22 protein-coding genes and 3 tRNA genes are annotated in these 26,411 nt (G+C 45.0%); 8 read left to right on the top strand and 17 right to left on the bottom strand.

From position 1 onward, the window contains the following. Window positions 1–63 precede the first annotated feature (63 nt). The 3 genes from pspC to pspA form a co-directional block, all read right to left on the bottom strand. On the bottom strand, window positions 64–510 hold the full coding sequence (gene pspC, locus GVO62_RS12190; protein ID WP_105930156.1) for an envelope stress response membrane protein PspC: 447 nt from the start codon (window positions 508–510) through the stop codon (window positions 64–66). Next, window positions 507–746 (bottom strand): envelope stress response membrane protein PspB, encoded by a 240-nt coding sequence (gene pspB / locus GVO62_RS12185; protein ID WP_105930157.1) that lies wholly within the window; start codon window positions 744–746, stop codon window positions 507–509. Before pspB ends, pspC begins: the two co-directional genes overlap by 4 nt. A 75-nt stretch (window positions 747–821) precedes the next feature. Next, entirely contained in the window at window positions 822–1,505 is a 684-nt protein-coding gene (gene pspA, locus GVO62_RS12180) for a phage shock protein PspA (RefSeq protein WP_159119468.1), read from the bottom strand. Between the two features lie 219 nt (window positions 1,506–1,724). On the opposite strand from pspA, the gene pspF reads away from it, so the two are divergent. From pspF to GVO62_RS12150, 6 genes are read left to right on the top strand one after another with little or no spacing between them, the layout of a single operon-like run. Next, window positions 1,725–2,846 (top strand): phage shock protein operon transcriptional activator, encoded by a 1,122-nt coding sequence (pspF, locus tag GVO62_RS12175; protein ID WP_159119467.1) that lies wholly within the window; start codon window positions 1,725–1,727, stop codon window positions 2,844–2,846. Between the two features lie 3 nt (window positions 2,847–2,849). Next, window positions 2,850–4,589, top strand: a complete 1,740-nt coding sequence (locus GVO62_RS12170) for an ABC transporter substrate-binding protein (RefSeq protein ID WP_159119466.1) — start codon at window positions 2,850–2,852, stop codon at window positions 4,587–4,589. Further along, complete coding sequence (locus GVO62_RS12165) at window positions 4,586–5,617, top strand: ABC transporter permease (protein ID WP_173359461.1); 1,032 nt, start codon at window positions 4,586–4,588, stop codon at window positions 5,615–5,617. Before GVO62_RS12170 ends, GVO62_RS12165 begins: the two co-directional genes overlap by 4 nt. Beyond that, window positions 5,604–6,497, top strand: a complete 894-nt coding sequence (locus tag GVO62_RS12160; RefSeq protein ID WP_159119465.1) for an ABC transporter permease subunit — start codon at window positions 5,604–5,606, stop codon at window positions 6,495–6,497. Before GVO62_RS12165 ends, GVO62_RS12160 begins: the two co-directional genes overlap by 14 nt. 1 nt (window position 6,498) lies before the next feature. Beyond that, a complete protein-coding gene (locus tag GVO62_RS12155) occupies window positions 6,499–7,494 on the top strand; it encodes a peptide ABC transporter ATP-binding protein (RefSeq protein ID WP_105930162.1) in 996 nt (331 codons plus the stop codon). After that, a complete protein-coding gene (locus GVO62_RS12150) occupies window positions 7,494–8,297 on the top strand; it encodes an ATP-binding cassette domain-containing protein (RefSeq protein ID WP_159119493.1) in 804 nt (267 codons plus the stop codon). The genes GVO62_RS12155 and GVO62_RS12150 overlap by 1 nt, the downstream gene beginning before the upstream one ends. Window positions 8,298–8,382: 85 nt before the next feature. Here the strand turns inward: GVO62_RS12150 and GVO62_RS12145 are convergent, their stop codons facing one another. The 10 genes from GVO62_RS12145 to GVO62_RS12100 all read right to left on the bottom strand — a co-directional run bounded on the left by GVO62_RS12145 (window position 8,383) and on the right by GVO62_RS12100 (window position 16,927). Beyond that, window positions 8,383–9,513 carry a sodium ion-translocating decarboxylase subunit beta gene (locus GVO62_RS12145; protein ID WP_159119464.1) on the bottom strand — a complete coding sequence of 377 codons (1,131 nt, stop codon included), beginning with the start codon at window positions 9,511–9,513 and terminating at the stop codon, window positions 8,383–8,385. A gap of 3 nt (window positions 9,514–9,516) precedes the next feature. Beyond that, window positions 9,517–11,337: a sodium-extruding oxaloacetate decarboxylase subunit alpha gene (gene oadA / locus GVO62_RS12140; RefSeq protein ID WP_159119463.1), complete on the bottom strand. Its 1,821-nt coding sequence runs from the start codon at window positions 11,335–11,337 to the stop codon at window positions 9,517–9,519. Between the two features lie 18 nt (window positions 11,338–11,355). Next, window positions 11,356–11,622, bottom strand: a complete 267-nt coding sequence (locus GVO62_RS12135) for an OadG family protein (protein WP_105930268.1) — start codon at window positions 11,620–11,622, stop codon at window positions 11,356–11,358. A 215-nt stretch (window positions 11,623–11,837) separates the two neighbouring features. Further along, complete coding sequence (locus GVO62_RS12130) at window positions 11,838–12,314, bottom strand: acyl-CoA thioesterase (protein ID WP_159119462.1); 477 nt, start codon at window positions 12,312–12,314, stop codon at window positions 11,838–11,840. A 141-nt stretch (window positions 12,315–12,455) separates the two neighbouring features. Next, window positions 12,456–12,532, bottom strand: a tRNA-Arg gene (locus GVO62_RS12125). A gap of 54 nt (window positions 12,533–12,586) precedes the next feature. Beyond that, a tRNA-Arg gene (locus GVO62_RS12120) sits at window positions 12,587–12,663 on the bottom strand. Window positions 12,664–12,704: 41 nt separating this feature from the next. Further along, a tRNA-Ser gene (locus tag GVO62_RS12115) sits at window positions 12,705–12,795 on the bottom strand. Between the two features lie 469 nt (window positions 12,796–13,264). Continuing rightward, on the bottom strand, window positions 13,265–13,456 hold the full coding sequence (csrA, locus tag GVO62_RS12110; RefSeq protein ID WP_012517705.1) for a carbon storage regulator CsrA: 192 nt from the start codon (window positions 13,454–13,456) through the stop codon (window positions 13,265–13,267). Window positions 13,457–13,589: 133 nt separating this feature from the next. Continuing rightward, window positions 13,590–16,187, bottom strand: a complete 2,598-nt coding sequence (gene alaS / locus GVO62_RS12105; RefSeq protein ID WP_159119461.1) for an alanine--tRNA ligase — start codon at window positions 16,185–16,187, stop codon at window positions 13,590–13,592. 281 nt (window positions 16,188–16,468) lie between these two features. Further along, complete coding sequence (locus GVO62_RS12100; protein WP_159119460.1) at window positions 16,469–16,927, bottom strand: regulatory protein RecX; 459 nt, start codon at window positions 16,925–16,927, stop codon at window positions 16,469–16,471. A gap of 116 nt (window positions 16,928–17,043) precedes the next feature. Between GVO62_RS12100 and GVO62_RS12095 the strand changes: the two genes are divergently transcribed. Further along, a complete protein-coding gene (locus GVO62_RS12095; RefSeq protein WP_159119459.1) occupies window positions 17,044–18,309 on the top strand; it encodes a GNAT family N-acetyltransferase in 1,266 nt (421 codons plus the stop codon). Continuing rightward, window positions 18,299–20,374: a M13 family metallopeptidase gene (locus GVO62_RS12090; RefSeq protein WP_159119458.1), complete on the top strand. Its 2,076-nt coding sequence runs from the start codon at window positions 18,299–18,301 to the stop codon at window positions 20,372–20,374. Before GVO62_RS12095 ends, GVO62_RS12090 begins: the two co-directional genes overlap by 11 nt. A gap of 195 nt (window positions 20,375–20,569) precedes the next feature. Here the strand turns inward: GVO62_RS12090 and betI are convergent, their stop codons facing one another. The 4 genes from betI to GVO62_RS12070 all read right to left on the bottom strand — a co-directional run bounded on the left by betI (window position 20,570) and on the right by GVO62_RS12070 (window position 26,308). After that, on the bottom strand, window positions 20,570–21,145 hold the full coding sequence (gene betI / locus GVO62_RS12085; protein WP_268891139.1) for a transcriptional regulator BetI: 576 nt from the start codon (window positions 21,143–21,145) through the stop codon (window positions 20,570–20,572). Between the two features lie 73 nt (window positions 21,146–21,218). After that, window positions 21,219–23,651, bottom strand: coding sequence for a TonB-dependent receptor domain-containing protein (locus GVO62_RS12080; protein WP_159119457.1), 2,433 nt, complete (start codon window positions 23,649–23,651; stop codon window positions 21,219–21,221). Window positions 23,652–24,005: 354 nt separating this feature from the next. Continuing rightward, window positions 24,006–25,643 (bottom strand): SulP family inorganic anion transporter, encoded by a 1,638-nt coding sequence (locus GVO62_RS12075; protein WP_159119456.1) that lies wholly within the window; start codon window positions 25,641–25,643, stop codon window positions 24,006–24,008. A gap of 11 nt (window positions 25,644–25,654) precedes the next feature. Next, entirely contained in the window at window positions 25,655–26,308 is a 654-nt protein-coding gene (locus tag GVO62_RS12070) for a carbonic anhydrase (protein WP_159119455.1), read from the bottom strand. Between the last annotated feature and the right edge of the window lie 103 nt (window positions 26,309–26,411).

Raw genomic sequence — 26,411 nt, 5'->3', positions numbered from 1 at the left:
TACTAAAAAGCCGCTTCAAAGAAGCGGCTTAAATGCGTTTAGCTTGCGAGATTTAAGACAAAATTAAAGGCGACTTATCTCTTTGTTAAGCTGATATTCTCGAGAGGTCACATATGTTTCCATTTTACGAAGACGTACTTCAGCTTTTTCAAAACGATTGCGTATGTCATGGAACGCTTGTTTCGGAGGCTCTCCAGCCTGCCACACTTTGGTCTTTACCTCTACCTTGGCGCTTTTTACCTGACCGGCGTTTGGGTTTGTCCAACCTTTCCCTTTTGAGAATACTGGCGCTGCCGCGTTACTCTGCAATCCCGCTGGTTTTTTATCGAGAATAAACCACGCGGCGATATAGGCGACAAATATGAAAGGTCCGGCTAGTAGAAAGAATCCGGTAACAACTAAAATCCTTACTAACCACGTTTCTAAACCAAAATATTCGGCAACACCTGAACACACCCCAGCTATTCGCGCATTCTCTGGATTACGATAGAGCTGCTTACCGTTTCTCATGCTCTATTCCTCCACTCAGGCGCCTCACTGTCTAGAATTGCCTCTAGCGTCTCGATGCGTTCACTCATCTTTTCAGCTTTTTCAGCTAGATCCTGTAAAGCGGCGTGCTCTTCTACACTTAGTCCTTGATTAACTTGTTTTTTACTGCGGTAGTGCAAAATAAGCCAAATCGGAGCAACAAATATTGAGAACACCACAAGGGGCATAACCAACACTGCTATTGTACCTTCATCCATCTCAATCTCTCCTACAAACTCTGATGTACTTACCCTCCTGTAAATCGAACATCAGGAGGGCCCACCCTATTCTTTTTATTCTGATTTTTCAGTGCTTTTACTTGCACCTTTTACTTTCGCTTTAAGTGCTGCAAGTTCGTCTTCTACTTTGTCGCTAGCTTCTAGCTCAGCGAACTCATCCTGCAATGTCTTTTTCCCTAAATCGTAGGCTTCGACTTGCGACTCAAGGTCATCAATTTTGCGCTCGTATTGTTCGAAACGCCCCATTGCATTATCTACTTTAGTGCTATCTAGCGTCTTTTTCACCTCAAGACGAGAACTCGCCGTCTTTTGGCGCATAATAATCGTTTTTTGACGACTCTTCGCATCGGCCAGCTTTTCTTGAAGTTGACCAATTTCATCCTGAAGCTTGCTTATTTGTTCATCGACAATTGCCAACTCTTTGCTCAATACTTCGGCAGCTTCAGCGGACTTTTTCTTTTCTTGCAGTGCAGCACGCGCCAGGTCATCCCTATCCTTACTTAACGCTAGTTCAGCTTTCGCTTCCCAGTCGCTTGCGTCGCTTTCGTACTTTGAAATCTGATTGACGATTTCTTTCTTATTGGCCAATGTCTTCGCAGATGCTGAGCGTACCTCAACCAATGTGTCTTCCATTTCCTGAATGATTAATCTAACCATTTTCTCAGGATCTTCCGCCTTGTCTAAAAGCGCATTAATATTTGAATTCACAATATCTGTAAAACGCGAGAAGATACCCATAATAATTACCTCTTGCTAAAAATAGTCAGTGTTAAAAACACCACTCGTGATAAATAGATTTCTCTTGGTATTGATAGTATTCAATATACTTGCCAACTTTACTCTCGCGCTAACCTTCTATTTTAAATAGATTTTTTTATATTCAAATAATACTCGTTTATCAATAATTTTTGCTCTACACTATTAATTGGTCGAAATGACTAACTTTTGAGGGATTTAATGAGTAGGTATCGACAACAAGATAATTTGCTTGGCCAAGCGAATAGTTTTTTAGAAGTTCTGGAGCAAATTTCACAAATTGCACCGCTCGATAAACCGGTACTCGTTATTGGCGAAAGAGGCACGGGTAAAGAACTCATTGCAGCGCGTCTGCATTTTCTATCCAAGCGCTGGGATCAGAACTACATCAAACTCAATTGTGCAGCGCTGAACGAAAGCCTGCTCGAAAGTGAACTTTTCGGCTATGAGGCGGGCGCGTTTACTGGTGCATCAAAACGCCGTGAAGGTCGCTTTGAGGTAGCCCACAACGGCACACTCTTCTTAGATGAGTTAGCAAACACATCTGGGCTTATTCAAGAAAAACTTCTCCGGGTGGTTGAGTACGGTGAGTTTGAACGCGTAGGTGGCAGTAAATCAGTAAAAACTGATGTCCGCCTTATTGCAGCCACTAACGAAGACTTGCCCGCGCTTGCTGAAGCAGGGGAGTTTCGCGCTGATCTTCTCGACAGACTTGCCTTCGACGTGATTACTATTCCCCCTCTTCGCGAACGTCGCGAAGATATCATGATGTTGGCTGAAAATTTCGCTATCAATATGGCACGTGAAATGGAGATGGAGTTATTTAGCGGTTTTACGGAAAAAGCAAAACGAACGCTTCTAGAATACGACTGGCCAGGTAATATCCGAGAACTTAAAAACGTGGTCGAACGAGCAGTATATAGAACCAATAACCCTCATTTACCTGTGCATGAAATTATTTTGGATCCTTTTGAATCTGCATTTCGCCCTAAAGGTCGAGTAAAGACCAATGACAGAGTGAAAAGCGCTGAATTGCCCCAGCACGATACCCAAACCGACACACCTATAGCAAATGCTGTTGTTGAAAAAGCTGATGTTTCTCCTCTAGCACCCAATAATCAGCAAGAAATCGTCGAATATCCCATAGATTTGAAAGAACGCTCTCAACAATATGAGATAGATATGATAAAACAGGCTCTTGCAGACAGTCAGTTTAATCAAAAGAAAACGGCTGAGAAATTGAGCCTGACATACCATCAGCTCCGAGGCTATCTCAAGAAATATAACTTACTAGATTCTTCCGCTGAAAACGTCGAGGCGTAAAGCATGTCCTATGGTTTGGTGAAGCGTTTGTCATTATGTTTGTGTACGGCGCTTGTCGTTGCATCCTGCGCTAAACAGAATAAACAAGCGTTCTACAATACGGGAATTATTTACTGCTCGGAAAGCAACCCAGTTACATTCAACCCTCAATTAGATACCTCAAGCACAACATCAGATGCCTCGTCCCATCAACTCTACGACCGTCTGCTTGACTTTGACCCGGAGACTGGACGGATAGTGCCAAGTTTAGCGAGCAGTTGGCTAGTGACTAACGACGGCCTGACCTACGCATTTCAACTAAGAAAAGATGTGTGGTTTCACAGCACTGATTACTTTACGCCGACAAGAAATTTTAACGCTGATGACGTTCTTTTTAGTATAGACAGGTGGAGACTCACATCTCATCCCTATCACTATATATCAGGCGGGCGCTATCCGTATTTTGAAAGCATTGGCCTTGCACAAAACATTGAGTCAGTGGAGCGCGTAAATGGCTACCGGGTAGAAATTACGCTTAAGCGCCGCGATAGCTCTTTTCTGGCTAATCTAGCCACTGATTTTGCGGTGATCCTTTCGGAAGAATATGCCAGCCAGCTATCGCAAGCCGGTAGCCCAAGTAAAATTGATGAACTGCCTGTTGGAACAGGCCCATTTAAGTTTGAAAGCTATCGAAAAGATCACTTTATAAAGTATCGTCGCCACGAAGATTATTGGCGTTTGTCTTTATCCTCAGAGGACAGTGAAAACGCGTCTGAACAAACTAATACTGAAATTAGCAAAGAACCTGAGAATGCCTCGCCCCCCGCATCTTCTAGCTTTCAGTCAAATGGGGGCGAATACTCGGCCGTAGAACAGCTTATTTTTGATATTACGCCTCGAAGCTCACTTCGACTAGCTAAGTTAATGACCGGTGAGTGTGATGCCACCGCCTTTCCGGCGCAAACCGAACTTGAAGTTATTCGTGCGAAGGAAGACCTGATTCTGGCAGAGAAACCGGGGTTGAATATCGGGTTTTGGGCGTTTAATACTCAACGCCCTCCTTTTAACAACCCAGATGTAAGGCGTGCGCTGGCAGCGGCTATCGATAAAAATACTTTGTTAGAGGCCGTGTACTTTGACAGTGCTATTCGGGCAAAAACTTTGTTACCCGCGGCCAGTTGGGCATTTCAAAATGATGCTGACGACACCGCCTACAACCCTGTATTAGCCCGCAAACTGCTTGCTGACGCAGGAATAGAACCCGGCTTTTCAATGACTATCTGGGCCATGCCGGTAGAGCGCGCATATAACCCTAATGCAACAAAAATGGCAGAACTGATCCAGCGATATCTAAGAGATGTGGGCGTTGAAGCAACGATTGTAAGTTACGACTGGGCTACGTTTAGGCGGCACTTACGAGAAGGGTTACACGACTCTGTGCTAATAGGTTGGTCCGCAGACAACGGTGACCCCGATAACTTCTACCGCCCATTATTGAGCTGCGGCGCTATTCCCTCTGGCACTAACAGAGCCATGTGGTGTAACCCAGATTATGATAAATTAATTAACGATGCCCTTAAGACTGATGATATTGAAGCGCGCAAAGCCATTTATCGACAAGTAAACCGACTGCTGTATGAACGTTTACCGCTGGTACCCATCGCCCATGCTTATCGTTATCAGGCGTATAGAAGCGAACTGGAGGGGTTAACTATAAATCCCTTTGGCGGCGTGCGCTTTGGTGGAGTAGAAAAAACACTGTGACCCAGATTCTCGTTAGATATTGCACGCTATTTATATTAACGCTTCTTGTATTAGCGATTATTTCGTTTTCTTTGGCCTACCTGTTTCCAGGCGACGTTTTAGAAAATCTGACAGGCTTGGTACCGCAAAATGAAATTCAACGCGCCGCGTTAGAAAAGCAGTTTAAATTAGACCAATCCTACGTACATCAGTTCTTTTACTATGTAAGCAATTTACTAACAGGTGACTGGGGGTATAGTTTTACTTCAGGCCTACCGCTAAGAGATGAGGTGGGAATAGCGATGCCAGCCACAATAGAGTTGGCAACATACGCAATGCTAATGGCATTATTTATTGGGATACCGATGGGGTATTACGCAGGAATTCGTTGTTACTCAACTTCAGATTATTTAATCAACAGCGCCAGTATCACGATTTATTCGTTCCCGGTTTTTTGGTTTGCGCTACTGCTCATCCTTGTATTCAGCTTACAGATGGACGTGGCTCCATTATCTGGCCGTATCAGCCTGCTGTATAACATTGAGCCTGTTTCAGGCTTTATTCTTGTCGATATATTATTTGCAGATATCGAAAACAAATCCTTGGCATTAAAAGATGCGCTTTCACACATAGCATTGCCCACCTTTGCTATTGGCGCAATTGCTACAGCGTCTATGGCTAGAATAACAAGGCGTTCTGTTATCGATGTGAGGCATCGCCCTTATATTGCTGCAGCAATTTCTAGAGGCCTTTCAAGCTGGCAAATATTCTTTCGCCACATTTTGCGCAACGCCTTACTGCCAATTTTGCCGTTGATGGCGATTCAGATTACCACCCTCATAACAAATGCTATGATCGTGGAGACCTTATTTTCGTGGCCCGGTATTGGTAACTGGCTAATTCAAGCCATTTATCAGCGTGACTACCCTGCCCTACGGATAGGAATGATGGCGGTTTCTACCGTTGTCATAACATTAACCATTCTCGTCGATTTGTTTAACCGAGTCATTGACCCTAGTAGAGAGAAATACGAACGTGCCGCAGTTTAGTCTATACGACGAAGAGTTCCATCCGTCGCCGTGGCAGCGGACATGGGCATCATTTAGAGCTAGCCACATTTCTATGCTAGGCCTAATTATGTTGGCGCTTTTCGTTGTATTTGCGCTGTTTGCCCCTTTGATCACGCCCTATGATGCGCTAGAGCAAAACATCGATGGTCTGCTGATACCGCCTAGCTGGATGGCAAATGGTTCCATTTCTTACCTGTTTGGTACCGACGCGCTTGGGCGTGACCTATTTACGCGGATAATATATGGCTGTCGTGTAACGCTAGGTTCGGCATTTATCACCGTCGTTCTTGCTATGTTAATGGGCGTTAGTTTGGGCGCATTTGCCGGCATGCTGCGGGGTGTTCGCTCTAGCGTAGCCAACCACCTTTTAGATGCGTTAATGGCTATTCCAACACTGCTTATTGCTATTATCATAGTAGCGATTTTAGGTACTGGCTTGGTCAATAGCATGTGGGCGATTACGCTGGCGTTGATCCCTCAGTTTGTTCATCACACACGCAGCTTCGTACGCGCTGAAATGAAGAAGGAATACATCATAGCGTCAAAACTGGATGGCGCGAGCAAATGGCAGCTTTTTGTACATTCCATTTTACCCAATATGACTGAAATGCTCGTTGTACAGGGTACGCTTGCCCTTTCCATTGCGGTTATCGACATCTCAGCATTAGGGTTTCTTAACTTAGGCGCCCAATCCCCCCTGCCCGAATTAGGCGTAATTCTAGCTGATGGTTTAGATGTTACTTATTTGGCTCCTTGGAATGTCGCAGTTCCGGGCATGGCAATATTTTTCATGGTCTTATCAGTCAACATTGTGGGCGATGGTTTGCGTTCTGCACTGAGAAAAAGAGTGAGTCATTAATATGCCGATGCTTGATATTAAAAATCTCACGCTAGAAATGCAGAGTAGTGAAGGCACGATTAAAGCCTTAGATAAAGTGAATTTATCTGTAAGTACTGGGGAGATTCGTGCATTAGTCGGTGAATCGGGCTCAGGCAAAAGCCTTATTGTGTCAGCAATTTGTGGTGCCCTTCCCAATCAGTGGCATTTAACCGCCGACAGGATGAGCTGGAATGGTGAGAACCTTTTAGGCATGTCTTCACAACAGCGTCGTGAAGTAATGCGCCGTGAAATCGCGGTAGTATTTCAAAACCCTCAGGCAAGTTTGGACCCCTCAGCCACGCTAGGAGAGCAGCTAGAAGAAAGTATTCCCGATGAGTTTGTGGAGGGCAGTTGGTTTTGGCAAAGAGCTCAGCATCGTAAAAAAATTGCTATTAGCACCGTTCACAAAGTAGGGATTAAACACCACAAACACTACTTAAGTGCTTTCCCGCATCAAATACCCGCGGATATAGGTCAGAAGTTCATGATTGCCATGGCGTTAGTATCTCAGCCTAAATTACTGATTGCCGACGATCCTACCCGCGGTATGGAGCCGACGACCAAAACTCAAATTTTGAAGCTTTTTACTCGCTTGAACCAAACCCGTTCTTTGTCGATATTGTTTGTTAGTCATGACTTGTTAGCCATTGCCAGTATGTCCCACTCAATGACGGTGCTTTATGCGGGTCAAACCGTCGAATCGGGAAAAATGAAACACATTAAAAAGCGCCCGCTTCACCCTTACACTAAAGCGTTACTCGACAGTGCTCCGAGTTTCAGGAAAGACTTACCGCCAAAATCCCTTTTGCCTACGTTGAGCGGCTCTATTCCTACACTTCAGCATTTACCTATTGGCTGTAGATTGGGTCCTCGCTGCCCTCGCGCACAAAGAGCATGCGTTCAAACACCTGCCGTACGAAAGATTCATGATCACAGTTATAGCTGCCACTACCCGTTACACATGGAGAAGCTGTGATGGATATTATGGAGGTAAGAAACCTCACTTTTATTCACAACGAGAAAAAGCGCTGGTTAAAACGCCCAGAAGTGTTTCAACTCGGTCCGGTAAACCTGAGTGTAAAGCGTGGAGAAACAATCGCTATTATCGGTGAAAACCGTTCTGGAAAATCGTTGCTTGCAAAACTTTTGGTTGGCGCCTTACCCGCCGATGCTGGTGAAATTGAAATTAACACACACAAGTATTTAGCGAAGTATCAGTCGAAAGACAACAAGCAAAAACGCACCCACGATATTCGAATGATCTTGCAACATAGCAGTGAATCCATGAACCCCGCTGTGCCTGTAGGAAAGATTTTAGATGAACCGTTGCGACTAAATACTGGGCTGTCTGAAGCCGAACGAAAACCAATCATAGAAGACATGTTGGTGAAAGTGGGTCTACTAAGAGAGCACTACTATTTTTACCGCCACATGCTGTCCGATGGACAACAGCAAAGGGTTGCCCTTGCCAGAGCGATTGTATTAAAACCTAAGGTGCTAGTGGCCGATGAACCCTTTGCTGCGCTTGACCCTTCAATACGCTCTCAAACGGTAAATTTGATTTTGCAGCTACAACAAGAACTCGGTTTAGCTTTCGTATTTATAAGCCATAACCTTGGTATTGTGAGGCATATCGCCGATAAGATCATTGTAATGGAGAACGGTGAAATTGTAGAAGAAGGCAAAACAGAAACTATTTTCAGGTGGCCGCAGCACATTCGCACCAAGAAATTAGTTACGGCTTATCAATCTCTTGTTCCTCAACAAACCCTTCGATAAGCCTAAAGATAGCAGAAAGGGGCTAACGCGCCCCTCTCTATAATTAACGTTTAAATAGTCAGGTCGATCTTAACCAGATTTGTGACTAGCCTACTAGCGCCAATAAGATCCCTGCAGCTACAGCACTCCCCAATACACCCGCGACATTAGGTCCCATTGCATGCATTAACAAGAAGTTGTGGGGATTGGCCTCTAGGCCAACTTTGTTTACCACTCGCGCAGCCATAGGTACCGCAGACACACCCGCAGCACCAATGAGTGGATTGATGCTCCCACCTGAAAGTTTGCTCATTAGCTTGGCCATAAGTACTCCAGCGGCGGTACCAATACCAAATGCGATAGCACCAAGGCCCAGGATACCTAAAGTTTCAACGGTAAGGAATGCTTCGGCTGATAGCTTTGAACCAACCGCCAAACCGAGAAATATCGTAACCGTATTTATAAGTTCGTTCTGAGCAGTTTTGCTAAGCCTATCAACAACACCGCACTCTTTCATTAGGTTACCAAAACAGAACATGCCCACAAGCGGTGTAGCAGCTGGTAGGAACAAGATAGTCATAAACAACACAGCTAAAGGAAAAATGATTTTTTCGCGCTTTGATACTGGTCGAAGCTGCCCCATTTTTATCTCGCGCTCTTCTTTTGTCGTCAGAGCTCTCATAATTGGTGGCTGGATAATAGGCACTAATGCCATATAGGAATAGGCGGCTACGGCAATAGCACCAAGCAAGTCGGGAGCAAGCCTCGAAGCTAAGAAAATCGCCGTAGGCCCATCTGCGCCGCCTATAATAGCAATAGCGCTTGCATCCTTTAACGTAAACTCGAAACCTGGGATCAGGTTTAAAGCGATAGCGCCAAACAAGGTTGCAAAAATCCCAAACTGCGCCGCTGCGCCAAGTAACAACATTTTAGGGTTTGCAATAAGTGCACTGAAATCCGTCATTGCGCCGACACCCATAAAAATGAGTAGCGGAAATACGCCGGTATCAATGCCGATTTTATAGATGTAATGAAGCAAACCACCCGCTTCAGAAAACCCAGCAATCGGAATATTCGTCAACAACGCACCGAAACCGATGGGCAATAAAAGCAATGGCTCGAACTTTTTCACAATGGCTAGGTACAGTAAACCAAAGCCTACGGCCATCATTATTAGCTGGCCCGCTTCAAAATGCGCAAGCGCGGTACTATCCCAAAGTACCATTAACTTATCCATGCATTACCCCAATAAGATTAACGGTTGGCCACTTGTTACAGCATCACCTTCACCTACGACAATGTCGGTAACTGTCCCGGTGTATGCTGAACGAATCTCAGTCTCCATCTTCATGGCTTCGAGGATCATCACCACATCACCTTCTGATACGCTGTCACCGTTTCTTACCAAGATTTTAAACACGTTACCCGCTAATGGCGCATCAATAGACTCTGACGAGGCTGCAGCAGCTGGTGCTGCGCTACTCGCTGGAACTTGGGGCTGCGTATTTCCACCGCTAGCAGGAGTCACACTTGTTAAGGTACCAGAAGGAGCAACTTCGACGCGATACACCTTACCATCTACATTGACATCATAAGTTTCTGACGAGTTAGATGCCTTTACGTTTGACGTGGCTTTAACCGGCTGCGATGGACTAGAGCTTGCTGAGTCTTGTTCACCAGGCGCTGGTTCAAATGCATCTGGATTACCGCGATTTTCAATAAACTTAAGGCCGATTTGGGGAAACAATGCGTAAGTAAGCACATCATCAATTTTATCCTCTGCCAGAGAAAGTTGCTTTTTCTCTGCCAAAGCATCAAGTTCTTTACTAAGCGTATCAAGTTCTGGTGCAATGTTATCAGCAGGACGACACGTTATTGGCTCTGCGCCATCAAGCACACGTTCCTGCAATGCTTTGTTGACCGGAGCAGCCGTAGCACCGTACTCGCCTTTCAGTACGCCAGCCGTTTCTTTTATGATACTTTTGTAGCGCTCGCCAGTAAGCACGTTAAGTACCGACTGTGTGCCCACAATTTGTGATGTTGGAGTGACAAGCGGGATGAACCCCAAATCTTCGCGCACTCTAGGAATTTCCTTAAGTACCTCCTCAAACTTATCCTCAGCGCCTTGCTCTTTAAGCTGACTTTCCATATTGGTTAGCATTCCGCCTGGCACTTGCGCTAAGAGAATTCGCGCATCAACGCCTTTAAGGCTGCCTTCAAACTGGCTATATTTCTTTCTCACCTCTCTGAAATAGCTAGCAATATCCTCAAGCTCAGGTAGCGATATGCCGGTATCGCGCTCAGTGCCCTCTACAATAGACACCATAGTTTCTGTTGCGCTGTGGCCATACGTCATGCTCATTGAAGAGATTGCCGTGTCCAGCATATCAATCCCCGCATCAATCGCTTTTTGGTACGTTGCCGTACTAAGCCCCGTTGTTGCGTGACACTGCATAGCAATAGGCACGCTCACCGTCTCTTTTAAGCCAGTAATCAATGCTTCACATTCATAAGGCTTTAGAAGCCCGGCCATGTCTTTTACGCAAATAGAGTGAACACCTAAATCTTCAAGCTGTTTTGCCATGTCTAACCAAAGCTTAAGGTTATGAACTGGACTGACAGTATAAGAGATAGTGCCCTGAGCATGTGCGCCGCTGTCTATCGTTGCTTTGATCGCTGTTTTTAAATTACGAATGTCGTTCATGGCATCGAAGATCCTGAACACGTCAACGCCGCTTTCGTGGGCTCGTTCGACAAAACGTGTCACTACATCGTCAGCGTAATGGCGATATCCCAGCAGGTTTTGCCCGCGAAGGAGCATTTGTTGTTTAGTGTTAGGCATTGCCGCTTTAAGCTTTCTAATCCGTTCCCAAGGGTCTTCGCCTAGGTAACGAATACATGCATCAAAAGTAGCACCTCCCCATGACTCTACCGACCAAAAGCCAGCTTTATCTAATTTTTCCGCTATGGGAAGCATATCCTCGATACGCATACGCGTAGCAAGAAGCGATTGATGGGCATCACGCAGGACTAGCTCGGTAAGGGCCAGAGGCTTTGACATGGTAACTCCTGATTAGGCTTATTTTTTTGAATTGTGACGATGGGTATGGATGGCTGCGGAAATAGCTGCGATAACATTTCCGTCTATTCCAGGTTGTACCGCTTGATTGTTTCTTTTTACATTAACTGAGGGCTCTTCTATTTCCCCAGGGAACGCTTCGCAAAACCGCGCTATTAAGTGTATACCTACGATAAGAAGCCCGAGAAATGAGAAAACGAACACCATTCCAATGAGCATTAATGAACCCGCTTCAACAAGCAAGCTACTGACGGATCCCGAATTCATATTCAATCCTGTTTGTATATTGGTATTTGAATAAGTATCACGAGGTTTTTTAAAAAACAACAAAACAGCATAAAAAACCAATAAAAACCCTACAGAACGCCACCATATGAAATTTAATGCATTTTTACTTAATAAAATTGCAACAAAGACTCTATAAGCTATCAGTAACTGAATTTAGGTCTCGCCCATCAATCGCTCATTTTGTAAGGCATAATCTAATGAAAGCCTATATTGTCTGAGAAGTCACTATCTAACTGCTTTGCAAAATCTTTTGCGTGCATGGCTACTAACTCGAGCTGCATGTGCCGCTCGTCTTCCGGTATGTAGGCAGGAACGTTGGCCGGTTTACCATCGCAATCTACCGCCATAAAAGTGATAAAACAGCGATTTGCCACCGTCGTTGTGTCTGCGGTCGCATCGCCAGATTTCACCACAACGTAAATATGCATGCTTGATGCGCCTGTATGAACTAAAGACGCTGTAATCTCTATTAGTTGACCAACTTTAATAGGCTTAATGAATCGGATTCCGTTAGCTGAAACCGTAACACAATAGCATTTAGACCATTGAGCTGCACACGCGTAGGCAGCTTGGTCTATCCATTTCATAACGATACCGCCGTGAACGTTCCCACCAAAGTTAACATCTGTAGGTTCTGCTAAAAATCGAAAAGTAGTGGATGGGTGTGACATAAGTTGCCTCGCTGATTACTGCTCAATTAACAGTTAAAGCTTAGCTTACTTTTTAAACAATGCACTTATAGAGGTGTTAACAAAGAAAGATAGTAATAAACAGAAATGAAAAAGCCCACCTTAAAGGTGGGCTTCTCAATATGGCGCGTGTGGAAGGATTCGAACCTCCGACCGCCTGGTTCGTAGCCAGGTACTCTATCCAGCTGAGCTACACACGCGTTAACTTGTATACTTTCGAATTTCACTCCGAAAGGTGACGCTTTTAAATTAAGTGGCGCGTGTGGAAGGATTCGAACCTCCGACCGCCTGGTTCGTAGCCAGGTACTCTATCCAGCTGAGCTACACACGCGCAAAAACTTGTTGTCGACCGTCACTACCAACGAATGATAATGGCGGAGAGGGAGGGATTCGAACCCTCGATACGCGTAATGCGTATGGTTCCTTAGCAGGGAACTGGTTTCAGCCACTCACCCACCTCTCCTTGACTGCGGGGTGCATTTTACGGATTCGTTGGCGTGAGTCAAACCTTTTTTATAAAGAAAGTGTTCGCTCGCTGTCATTTTAAACGATTCGAGCAAAAAACCAGTAATCTGCTCACAATACAAGCAATTAAATAAAATGCCCGTTGCTTTTTCTCGGCTCTTCCTAAAGTCAGATACTAAAAATTATCAATCGCTCTTCAAATTATAGCTGATGATAAACGCTTTATATCTCTTTTTATCTATTATTGCGCAATATTATCCCTTTGCGCTAACAACGAACGTCAGAAGTGAGCGAGCAACGGGCTTTAAGTCTTTATAACTCAACGCCAACAAATTAAACGCGACACACCATCGGCTGCCGCACCAAAAAACACAATGACTATTAGAAAACCATCACCGGAATAAACAGTAAAAAACAAAAAAGGCCAGCGTAATAGCTGACCTTTTCCGATGAAGCGTATAATGCAATTATTCGGCTGAACCCGGCTGACCGCCCTTTTCTGCTTGAATGCGCATGTATATTTCTTCACGGTGCACAGAAACTTCTTTTGGTGCGTTAACACCGATACGTACCTGATTCCCTTTTACGCCAAGAACAGTGACAGTTACATCGTCACCAACCATAAGCGTTTCACCAACTCGACGAGTCAAAATAAGCATTCTCTTGCTCCTGTTCCTTAATACTGAACGTCATCCCTAAGATTTACCAACCCACCAGCACGACCCGATGGGGGCGACGGTGATTCCATGTTTTTGCGTCACTTCAAAAACTCACCGTTATATACGTAAATAATTATAGCTTATCTTGTAACCAAGCGTTAACCGAATCGAGTGCTTGCTGCAAGTTTTCTGGGTTGTCGCCGCCGGCTTGTGCCATATCTGGACGACCGCCACCTTTTCCACCGACCTGAGATGCAACAAAGTTAACCAATTCACCAGCTTTAACCTTATTGATTAGATTCTTCGTAACGCCCGCAATCAAATTAACCTTTGATTCATTCGCTACACCTAATACTACGATCCCCTCGCCAATTCGGTTCTTTATATCGTCCATCATTGAGCGTAGTGACTTAGCTTCAACGCCCTCTAAATTCGCTATAAGAACTTTAACGCCATTTATTTCTACTGCATTACTAAGCATATCAGCACCTTGCTGACTCGCCAGTTTTTGTTTCGCAGAATTGAGCGCTTTTTCTAGTTCTTTAGTCTGATTTTGTAGAGAAACTACGCGTTCGACTACATTTTGGCTGTCTGTTTTCAATAATGCAGACAATGAAGACAGTGTGGCTTGTTGCGTTTGCACGACTTCAAGTGCGTGTTCGCCAGTGACTGCTTCGATGCGTCGAACGCCAGATGCAATACCTGCCTCACTCGTAATTTTAAACAAACCAATATCACCAGTTCGGGTAACATGAGTACCACCACATAGCTCAACAGAGAATGGACCCATAGTTACCACACGAACTTTTTCGTCGTACTTCTCTCCAAATAGTGCCATTGCGCCTGAAGCTTTGGCTTCGTCTAAGTCCATAAGTTCAGTGGCTAGCGTGTGATTTGCTCGTATTTCTTGGTTAACTCGTCGCTCAATCTCCACAAGCTGCTGTGCCGTTACCGCTTCAAAATGAGAGAAATCAAAACGCATTCGTGGCGCTTCAACCAATGAACCTTTCTGCGTTACGTGCTCACCTAGAATTTCACGCAATGCTGCATGAAGTAAGTGCGTAGCACTGTGGTTCTTTTTAATTGCTTCGCGGTTAGCGAGGTCTATAGCAGCTGTTGCCGTGTCGCCTTTAGTAACCTTTCCTTTCACTACACCTTTATGTGCAAACGCATTGCCCATTTTCTGAGTGTCGGTTACAACAAACTCCCCGTTAGCTACGCGAAGTACGCCTTTATCGCCGGCTTGACCACCACTTTCTGCGTAGAACGGCGTGCTGTCTAATACCACAACACCTTCTTGACCATCTTCTAGCGTATCAACAAATGCATTGTCGGCAATAAGCTCAACAACATTTGCCTGACCTTCTACATCGGTGTACCCGGTGAATGATGTCGTGTGATCGATGGCGAGTTTGCTATTGTAGTCTGCGCCAAAGTTGCTTGCCTGCTGTGCTCGGGCACGCTGCGCCTGCATGGCAGCTTCAAACCCTTCTTCATCAATTTTGAGGTCGTGCTCACGCGCCACATCATTTGTTAAGTCAGTAGGGAAGCCGTAGGTGTCGTAAAGCTTAAACACCACATCTCCGGGCACGGTATCGCCTTCTAGAGTTTCCAGCGTATCGTTTAGAATCGCCATGCCTCGGGCTAACGTTTTGCTAAACTGCTCTTCTTCCACACGAAGTACTTTTTCAATTACCGGCAACTGGTCTACAAGTTCTGGATACGCCTCACCCATTTCTTTGGCAAGTGATGCAACAAGTTTGTAAAAGAAGATATCGTTTGCGCCAAGCTGGTAGCCATGACGAACCGCACGACGAATGATACGACGTAAAACGTATCCGCGGCCTTCATTCGATGGCATAACGCCATCGCAAATTAAGAAGCTGCATGAACGAATGTGGTCAGCAATAACACGAAGTGATTTGTTTTCCAAATCTTCGCTACCAACAATTGATGCTGCCGATTTAATCAAGTTTTGGAACAGGTCAATCTCGTAGTTACTGTGCACGTTCTGCAAGATAGCTGAAATACGCTCAAGGCCCATGCCCGTATCGATAGAAGGCTTAGGAAGTGGCTCCATGGTACCGTCAGCTTGTTTGTTAAACTGCATGAATACCAAGTTCCAAATTTCGATAAAACGGTCACCGTCTTCTTCAGGTGTTCCTGGAGGACCACCCCAAATGTGCGCACCGTGGTCGTAGAAGATTTCAGAACAAGGGCCACATGGGCCGGTATCGCCCATAGACCAGAAGTTATCTGACGTGCTGATGCGAATAATCTTTTCTTTTGGCACGCCAATATGGTTTTCCCATATATCAAAAGCTTCGTCATCTTCAGAGTAAACGGTAACCAGCAGCTTTTCTTTTGGCAGACCAATTTCTTTGGTAAGGAAATTCCACGCAAACTCTATTGCTTCTTTTTTGAAATAATCGCCAAAGCTAAAGTTGCCCAGCATTTCAAAAAAGGTGTGGTGACGAGCAGTGTAGCCTACGTTCTCAAGGTCATTATGTTTACCACCAGCACGAACGCAGCGCTGAGACGATACCGCACGGGTATAACTGCGCTTCTCTGCGCCTAAGAAGCAGTCTTTAAACTGGTTCATGCCCGCGTTGGTAAAAAGAAGTGTGGGATCATCTGCCGGTACCAGTGACGAGCTTGCCACCGCTTGGTGGCCATGGCTTTTAAAATAATCGATAAACTTGTTACGTAAGTCAGCAGTTGATAATGTCATTGAAAACCTAACTTCCTTTATTCTATTAACGACGAGTGCTATTTGCCTGTTTTACTGAGCGTTATAATCAGGGCGTTTGCCATTACGCAATGTGCAATGCCGCATTACAATTCTCTGAATAAATTAAAATGCACACAAATTTGCGCAACAATACCACGGAAAGCGCGTTTTTGTTAAGTGGAACAAGAACAAGATAGGAACAAAACTCACTTATTCTCGACATACAAAAATGACATTATAATGTTAAGAGGCGAAAGGCTGGTATTTGGAGAGGTTGAGCGCTAGTCGTGGTCGTTTGCGCTTACAGCGTAGTCTATATGCTCTTGATAAAAACCTCGGTATTGCAGGAATTGTTTTTGCTTTTGCCTTAACGCAAATTCAGTTTCATAAAACCCGCCAAATTTCTTTTCTTTAACCTTTTTAGCGCTTTCAAACCAATCAGCCTCAATCTCTTGCAGAGCTTGCTCCGCAACAGTTTCATCTATACCGTATTGCTGCAAATCTAGCTTAATTAACCGCGGACCTTTTCCCTTTAGATACAGTGCGCGCGCACGACTTTCAGCGAAACGCACGTCACTTTGAATATCTGCATTCCTAAATTCTTCTAAAATTGGGATAAAAGCATTGCTCTCTATGCCCTTTTGCTGAAGCTTTCGAATTATCTCGCTGAAGCTATGCTCTCGTCGTGCTAGCATGCGAGTAATCGCTTCGGTAATGATTTTTCGATCAAAATCTGACATTTTTGAAATCGACTATCCTGTATAAAACGTAGAAATCTCGTTATTTTAACGCTAAATATTTGCAAATAGCGATTATTTCAGCATAAACACATTAATTTCTACATGATGTAAATTGCATGACAGCACAAAACGTTCGCATAAGAATTATAGACTCCATTGAACAGCTATCTAAAACGCGCTGGCAGCAACTTTCGCGGGGGGCAGGCCCATTTCTTTCCTATGAATTCTTACACGCGCTAGAAAACAGCGAGTCTTGTACTAACGAGTCCGGCTGGCAGCCTTGTCACATCGCTATATTGCAAAATCAAGACGATAACGTTAGCGCTATCATTCCCGGATATTTGAAAACGCACAGCTACGGGGAATATATATTCGACCATGCTTGGGCCAACGCCTACGTGCAGCATGGTTTGGATTACTACCCTAAATGGATATCCGCAATACCCTTTACTCCTGTAACGGGCCCTCGCTTATTAAGCGACGGTCAATTTCTTTTAACCCCCGAACTTGTAAACGAAGTTGAGCTTGCACTTGTTGAGCACGCCAAGAAAGAGTTCGATGAAGTCCTGTCTTCATTTCATTGGCTTTTCCCTAGTGATGCAACATCTACACAACTAACACAGTCTCATGAAACACTGCCTCATTACCTTACACGATACACGGTTCAATTTCAGTGGCATAACTATGGCTACAGAGACTTTGACGACTTTCTAAACGCGCTAACATCACGCAAAAGGAAGGATATAAAGAAAACTCGACGAAAGCTTAGTGAACGAGGCGTTCATTTTACGTACTATACTGGAGATGAAATTAGCCCTGAAACACTTCGCTTTTTTACAAAGTGTTACAAAGCGACCTATTTAAAACGAAGCGGTCACGTGGGATATTTGAATGACGCCTTCTTTGAACAACTTGTAGAAAGCATTAGCGATAAGATGCTTATTGTTACTGCGAGCGAAAATGACGTAGCTGTAGCAAGTGCCCTTTTCTTCTATGATGAAACGGGACTTTATGGCAGATACTGGGGAGCACTCAAAGAAATAGACGGCCTCCATTTTGCCTGCTGTTATTTTGAAGGCATTGAATTTGCCATTGCGAAGAAGCTTCCGCTTTTTAATCCCGGAACTCAAGGTGAACATAAAATACTTCGAGGATTCGAACCCATTTACTGCCGTTCACATCACAAATTACAACATGCGTCGTTTCATAGTGCTGTAGCAGACTTTTTACAGCGTGAAACGCCGCATATCGCTAACTATTTTAATCAGGCACGGAATGCTTTACCGTTTAACAAGGAATTTGTGCCTACTTTAAAAACAACCAGTGTCAATTTACCTAACGACGACACCTACAATCAAAACGAGAAAAACGATGAAATATAAACTTCTAGCCGTAGCGATTGCGGCATCTTTAGGCCTTGCAGGCTGTGGACAGCCTGAACAGGCGCAAGATCAGACGAGTAAAGTTGAAGCACCTGAAGTGAAAGGTGAAGCTGAATTAGGTTCGTTCGGCGTAGACCTCACTGCGCGTAATGAAGCAGTAAAACCCGGCGACGATTTCTTTATGTACGCAAGTGGCACGTGGTATGACAACTATGAGTTGCCTGCCGATAAAACACGTTATGGTGCCTTTACCGGTCTTGCCGAGCGCAGTGAAGAGCAAGTTAAAAACATTATTGATGGGCTAATGGAAAAGTCTTCGCTAAATGCAGAAGAGAAGCTTGTTCACGACTTTTTTGTTGCTTACATGGATACTGATACCATCAACGAAAAAGGTATTGAGCCAATCAAAGACGTACTAACGTCTATTGATAGCATTGAAAATAAAACTGACCTAACCAAAGCATTTGGCAATAGCTGGTTAGTAGGTTCTAACACGCCAATTGGCGGCGGTATGTGGTACAACCGCTTAGACCCGAATGAATACCAGTTAAGCGTTGGTGTGGGTGGTTTAGGTCTTCCAGATCGTGACTATTACCTTAGCGATAGCGAACGTTTCGTTAAAATCCGTGAAGCCTACGTAGCACACATAGAGCAGATGTTAAATTTTGCAGGCGAAGAAAACGCAGCGGAAAAAGCAGCCAACATTCTTGCCCTTGAAACACAAATTGCAGAAATTCAGTGGCCGCGCGAAAAACGCCGTGACCGCGACCTTACTCTTAATCAAATTGAGCGTAGCAAGCTGTCTGACGAATACCCTGGCTTTGACTGGGACACGTATTTTGCTCAAACCGGCTATAAAGTGCCTGAGCTGAATATTACGCAGCCTGAGCCAGTAAAAGACGTTATTAAGATTATCAACGAAGCTGACTTAGCCGATTGGAAGTCGTACTTGAAGTACCACACTATTTCAAACAATGCAGGTTTCTTATCTGAAGATATCTACCTAGCCAACTTTGACTTCTTTGGTCGTACACTAAGCGGTCAGCAAGAGCCTCGTCCTCGCTGGAAGCGCGCAGTGAGTCAAATGTCTGGCACAGAGTCTCTTGGTTTTGCCATCGGTAAGATTTACGTAAATGAATACTTCCCAGAAAGTTCAAAAGAGCAGATGGCAGAACTGGTTGAGAATTTGCGTACAGCACTAGGTGAGCGTATTGAAAACCTAGATTGGATGAGCGAAGAAACCAAGGTAAATGCGAAAGAAAAGCTAATGGCATTTAACCCTAAAATTGGCTATCCGGACGAATGGCAGTCTTTCGACAGCGTAACTATTAGCGACAAGGACGTAGTAGGCAACGTTCGTAATCTTCGCACATTCTTCCAAGACCAGTCGATAGAACGTGAGCTGGAGAAGACCGACCGCAATCGCTGGGGTATGACACCGCAGCGCGTTAATGCCTACTACAATAGCTCGTTCAATGAAATTGTATTCCCAGCGGCTATTTTGCAACCACCATTCTTTGATCCAAACGCCGACGCAGCAGTTAACTACGGTGCAATCGGTGCGGTAATTGGTCACGAAATGGGACATGGTTTTGACGATCAAGGCTCGAAGTCAGATGCAAACGGTATTCAGCGCAACTGGTGGACCGATGCTGACCGCGCAGCGTTTGAAGAAAAAGCAGATATGCTAGCCGAGCAATACAGCCAGTACGAGCCTATCGAAGGTAACTTCGTAAATGGTCGCAACAGCTTGGGTGAAAACATTGGTGACGTGGGTGGTCTAGCCATGGCTTACCACGCCTACAAACTTAGCCTTAACGGCAAAGAAGCGCCGGTAATTGACGGCCTAACAGGCGATCAGCGTTTCTTCCTTGCATGGGCACAAGTGTGGAAAGAAAAACGCACTGAAGAAAGTATGCTGAATCAACTTCGCGCAGGTACACACGCGCCAGGTCGTTATCGTGCACAAGCTCCAAGAAACCATGATGCATGGTATGAAGCGTTTGACGTGAAACCAGGTGATGCACTTTATCTTGCGCCAGAAGAGCGCGTAAGAATTTGGTAATGGATTAGCTTATTTATTTGATAGCCTTTGACGCCGGATAGCGACAGCCGCTCGGCGTTTATCGGCAGTACTTAATGCTCACAACATAAGTGCCCAGCAATTAAATCTAAGCAGGTAAAAAGGGCGGTACGAAGGATTTCTTACCGCCCTTTTTTAATTTATTGTCAGCGTTGATTCGGCCCAGCAAATGCTCACTTACTTCCCATATTGCGCTACTACGTCACGGACATATTGCTTACAGCGCGTTACAGCCTCTGAAAAGTCGCCATTACCTACGCTTCCCATAGAATAACGTAGCCAGTAGCCGTCTATGAGTGCCGCGGTAGAAGCGGCTATGTTCTTAACCTGGTCTGAGCGGATCAGTTCGCGATAGCTATAAGCAAGATTTCGCTCTAGACGCTTATGATTTATGCACTGCAAACGATGCAGTCCTTCATTATGTAGTGACAGCGCCCAGAAGTTGAACCAGGTATTGGTAGCGGAACTCGCCCCTTGCGTTTGTGAAAAGTTATTTTCAATAATGAAATCAATTCGCTCTAGGGGATCGTCAATACGCTGCGTGATTTTTAGCGCATCGAGAAGGTGGCGCATCGTAGCTTCAATTAAGCCTTGCTTGTCACCAAAATAGTGACTGATTATTCCTGATGAAAGCCCCGCTCTTTTACTAATTAAGCTAATCGTTGTTCCGTGATAGCCAACTTCTGCCATCACTTCTAGCGTTGCTTCTATTAATTGCTTCTTGCGAACTGGCTCCATTCCCACCTTGGGCATGCTACAACTCCAAACCTAAAATCAAATAAACACTCTGCGGCAGTGCTTAACTGCCGCAGATATGATATCACGATTAAAAGGTTAAGCGTGCGTTCACTGCTACAGCGCGAGGCGCACCAATCCAAAAAGCACCTGGGGCAATAGTAGACGCGTAATCTTCGTCAAACAAGTTGTTTACTGTAAGGCGAACTTCAAGCTCTTCTATACTCGGACCAAGATTTTCTATAAACCCACCTACATAGAAGTCACTTACTATGTAGTCGTCAACTTCTGCAGCATTATAGATATCAAGATAGCGGCCATCTACGTACTTCGTTGATAGGCCAGCAAAATAATTATCACGAGCCCAGTCGAAGCTCACTACTGCCATAGTATCCGGCGTTCCGATAACCGTATTACCTTCGATGGCCACCAAAGACATTTCAGGGTTATTGGGGTCAGCAATGGCGGCTTGAGCATCAGCTAAAGTCTCGTAAACCGTTCCTGAACTTCCCACTGTCGCCACATACTCAGACTCGCTTAGCGTAATCGATGTGAACAAAGAAAGTTCTTCGGTGAGCGTTATATCTGCTGAAATCTCAAAACCACTTGATTCAATACCACCTACGTTTTTGTATCCACCAGCAGCCGCTTCAAGAAAGTCTATTCCCTCTCGCGTTTCGTTACTGGTAAATTGAATACGGTCGTTAAATTCAATGTTGTAGTAAGTCACGCTGGCATTGAAGCCTGGTGATGCGTAGCGGAAACCAACATCGATGTTATCGGCCGTTTCTGGTTTGATAAAACGAAGATCAGTATCATTTCGCTCAAGTTGAGCATCTTTGATAGCCGCAAAGTTTTCGCCATAGCCAGCAAAGACCTCTAAGCCATCAATAGGTAAAGGTGCAACGATACCGGCTGAAAACAGCGTATCTGAATCAGTATTCACTGCTAAGTCATTGGCTGAGTCGAAGTTGTCAGTTTTCTCGATATCGACGTTAAACTTCTTAGCACCCGCGCGAATTCGGGCAAAGCCTAAATCAAGCTCGTCTTCCACATAATACATCAAGGTATCAACTGGGAAAGTTCTGTCGTACTGCACCCAGTAAGGCACGTTGTCATAATCGACACTAATGGCAGAGTTCGTAACTTTGTGCCAGTCACGCGACTCATCACGGTCGTAGTCTTCCCACCAAACACCAAAGCGTAAAGTATTGTCAAAATCGCCAACCTTAGTGTACCAAACGGCATCAGCGTTAAGGCCTATACGCTGTTTGGCATAATGTGTATGGCGGTATGATCCGACAGGAATTGCACCTTGTTCATGACAACCCGGGTCATACTCTGGCCCAGCCCCTCCGTAAGGGAAAGTTAACGAGCTTTGACAACCTTCGATTGGGCTAAGCTGGTTGCCTTGTCTATCGACAAAGTAAATTTGTCCTAGCTCTTGACCACCGAATACTGTATTGCCTACAACGAGTTCTGAATGTCCTTGCGCGCCATCATCGGTAATATCGACAATGTATGGTGGTACCCATTCGCCGCGACCTTCGTTGTCGTGATAATAAGCGTTTGTCATAAAATCGACCTGGCCAATTGTGAATTCAGCCTGCAGGTAGGCGAAAAGATTTTCGCGTAATGTAGACCAACCTCGACGATAAGCCTGATCCTGATAAGGTACACCAGTCCACTCGTCTGTTAACTGGTCCCAATCAGGGTTTTGCGCATATTGTGCTAATCCATAAATACGCTGGTAGTTGTCTTCATGAGTATCGTCGTAAGAAAGATAACCAGTAAGAGACACATCGTTGACAGTAGATATAAACTTCATTGCCAAATGGTCACGTGTATTCTCTGCCGCCTGCTGCATAAAGTCAGAGCTTTCTTGGCTTGAAAGGCTTATCCACGCATAGGTATCTTTAAAAATTTCGCCCGTTTCATAACGCACATAATATTTTGCTGCGTCAAACTCGCCCGCAGTCACACTCGCTACTAAACCTTGCTCCATAGACGGGTCAATGGTTGTAAAATTAAGCGTGCCGCCTAAGGCCTCATGTGAGCGTGAGGCTATATCTGCTGTGCCCTGAGATACTTCAACGCCTTTAACGTTTTCAGTATCGATATAGCGGTTTGCTTTCGCACCACCGCCGTAATTTGAATTACCATTGGCAATTCCGTCTACCGTCATACCAATTTGTTGTTCATTGAGGTTTACCTGAAAGCCACGAATAACGATAGATGTAGACCAGTCATCCGCACCAAAGGTATCGCCTTCGTTAATCAATACACCAGGTAGATTATCCACTGCGGCTAGCACGCTACTAAGATTAGCTTGCTGCTTGAACATATCTTCGCTTGTGGCGTTATTTGCGTATGAAACGCTTCGTCCAACAACGGTAATTTCTTCTATGCGTTCTTCTTCTGCGCCTGCTGCTTCTTCTGCCATTGCAGAAGACGGTGCACTTAGGGCAGCCATTGATGAAAGTGCAGCAAGCACCGCTAAAGAGAGTTTATTGTGTGATTTCATGTATTTCCCAGTAGTTTGTATTATTTGTGCACTACTTTAGGGGTGGATTGTTACAGTTGCGTTAAGTTTAATTGAACATTCAATTAATAAAATAAATAAGTCCCGTCGGAAGATAGAATTATGCTTAAACATACCTATACAAATAAGTTAGCGATGGGGTCTGTTATCTTTCCAATATATCCGTTAACTTTCTTTGCCCGTTTTTACTTTTCTAGCACTAGCATATGAGAGTAGGCAATTATCTGTGCGGAATAGTATTAGATTTAAAAGTTGGAGTGGCGTCTATTAAGGCATAAAAAAGCCCTCACGAAAGAGGGCTAAAAAGGGAAAAGCGTGTATTGATTGTGTCTTACTTTAAGACTGCGCTGCGGCTTGATAGCTAGTGTCTTCGCCTTTAGTGCCGCCTACTTGCTTTTTTGCGTAAAGCAATGCGTCGTGTAGTGTCTCAAAGTTAGGAATACCCGGGTGAGCTTCGTTAACACCTTCAAGTACCTTGTTCACTTCTGCATTAGCACCGCAAATGACCAACTGACGTCCCGCAGCAAGCGCATCTGACGTTACTGTGTCCACTGCCATCGCAGCAGATACGTCCATCAGCGGCACACGGGAGAAATCAAGAATGGTTACTTTAGAACCAGCTTTAACTCGCTCTCTCACATGGTGACCTAAATCTGCAGCAGCGCCGAAGCTTAGTGGACCGCCAAAGCTAAAGATTGAAACCTTATCTTTAAGCGACTCTAAAAGCTCGTTCTCTTTAGGATCATTAAGCGAATCAGGGATCTTCTTAAGCTCTTCAATTTGTAGCTGTGCAATTTGCTTAACGTAAGCAAGAGCAGCAAATACTACACCTACACCTACCGCAGTGATCAGATCTACAAATACCGTTAGTGCCAGTACCATGAGCATCAGACCAAAGTCCCAACGAGGGCCTTTGTGAGCGCGCTTCAGGTAGCTCCAGTCAATAATATCAAGGCCAACTTTAACCAAAATACCTGCAAGAACCGCGTGAGGAATTTGCGCCGCTAGCGGGCTAAGGCCGAGCACTATTGCAAGTAGCACCAACGCGTGAACCATACCCGAAACGTTGTATTTACCGCCACTGCGAATATTTACAACTGTACGCATAGTCGCACCAGCACCTGCGATACCACCAATAAGACCTGCAAACGTGTTGCCAATGCCTTGGCCGATAAGTTCTTTGTTACTGTCATGACGAGTACGCGTCATATTGTCAGCTACCAGCGATGTAAGCAGGCTGTCTATCGCGCCTAGTACCGCAAGAATGAATGCAGCCTCAAGAATAAGCAACGCTTTGCTCTGCTCAAAAACAGGTAGGTGCAAACTTGGTAGACCGGTAGGGATATCGCCTAAGACAGGTACTGTAAAAGCTAAGCTTACTAGCGTACCAATAATGAGCGCCGCAAGTGCTCCAGGCACAAACTTCCCTAGCTGTGGAGGCCACTTATAGGCAATAACGAGTGTACCTAGGCCAAGTGCTAAAGTAGCAAAGTCGATATCTGCAAGTGCGGTCGGTAAATAAGACAAAGCGCCAATTGTACCGCCCGGAGGCTCGTGTCCCAGCAAGCGGCCAATTTGCAAAATAATAATAATTGCGCCGATGCCCGACATGAAGCCCGATATTACTGGATAAGGCACTAACCGAATGTACTGGCCTACACCTAACACACCGAACACAATCTGGAATATACCCGCTAATATAACCGCCGTAAATATCAGGCTAGCGTCGCCCGAAAGACTTGCAAACAAGCCTGCAAGGACAACGACCATTGGCCCTGTGGGGCCAGAAATCTGGGCAGGTGTTCCGCCGAAAAGCGCCGCAAAGAAACCGACAGCGATAGCGCCGTAAAGACCCGCCATTGGGCCTAAGCCTGAGGCTACACCTAGGGCAAGCGCCAGTGGTAAAGCAACAATACCGGCAGTCAAACCACCGGTAAAATCACCACGTAAATTAGAAAAATTAACTTTCACCATACTAAAGAGCCTTATTCGGCGCGCGCAAGCTGCGCTTCTGCTGTAGACTCATCCATTACGTCGAATTCACCTGATTCAGTGTTGTAATAGAGTACATCCCCTGAACCAATGTTATACACCCAACCGTGAAGTTTAACCTGTCCAGTCGCTAGTTTTGCTGCAACAGCTGGATGTGTGCGAAGGTGCTGAATTTGTTGCACTACATTCTCTTTAGTCACCGCTTCTAGGTCGTCAATTGAAAGCTCTGAATGGCCACAGCGCTCTTTTACCACTTCGGTTGCCACACGGCAGTGACCTAGCCACTCTTTTACATGGGGCAGAGAGTCAAGGCCTGCAGGGTTAATAGCTCCCTTCATTGCACCACAGTCAGTGTGACCGCAAACAACAATATGTGAAACGCCTAATGCCGCAACAGCAAATTCGATAGAAGCAGTCATTCCGCCAGTTTGGTTGCTGTGAGGAGGTACAATATTGCCCGCATTGCGGCAAATGAAAAGCTCACCTGGGTCAGTCTGAGTAACAAGATTCGGGTCGATGCGAGAATCTGAGCACGTGATAAAAAGCACTTCAGGATTTTGGCCGTTTGCAAGCTTTTGAAACGTAGCTTTCTTGCCCGGATAAACTTCCTTCTGGAATTTAGCAACACCTGAGATAACGTGATCCATATAGAACTCCCAATTTTTTAATAATTGTAATGATTATGTAATTACGTCAGTTTCACTTGATAGATTAATAGTTTAATATACCAACTCGCGATAGCTAAATACT

This window comes from Alteromonas sp. KUL150 (genome assembly GCF_009811475.1).
Taxonomy (GTDB): domain Bacteria; phylum Pseudomonadota; class Gammaproteobacteria; order Enterobacterales; family Alteromonadaceae; genus Alteromonas; species Alteromonas gracilis.
Note: the sequence above shows the minus strand (reverse complement) of the source record. Positions and strands in the feature narration are given on the sequence as shown.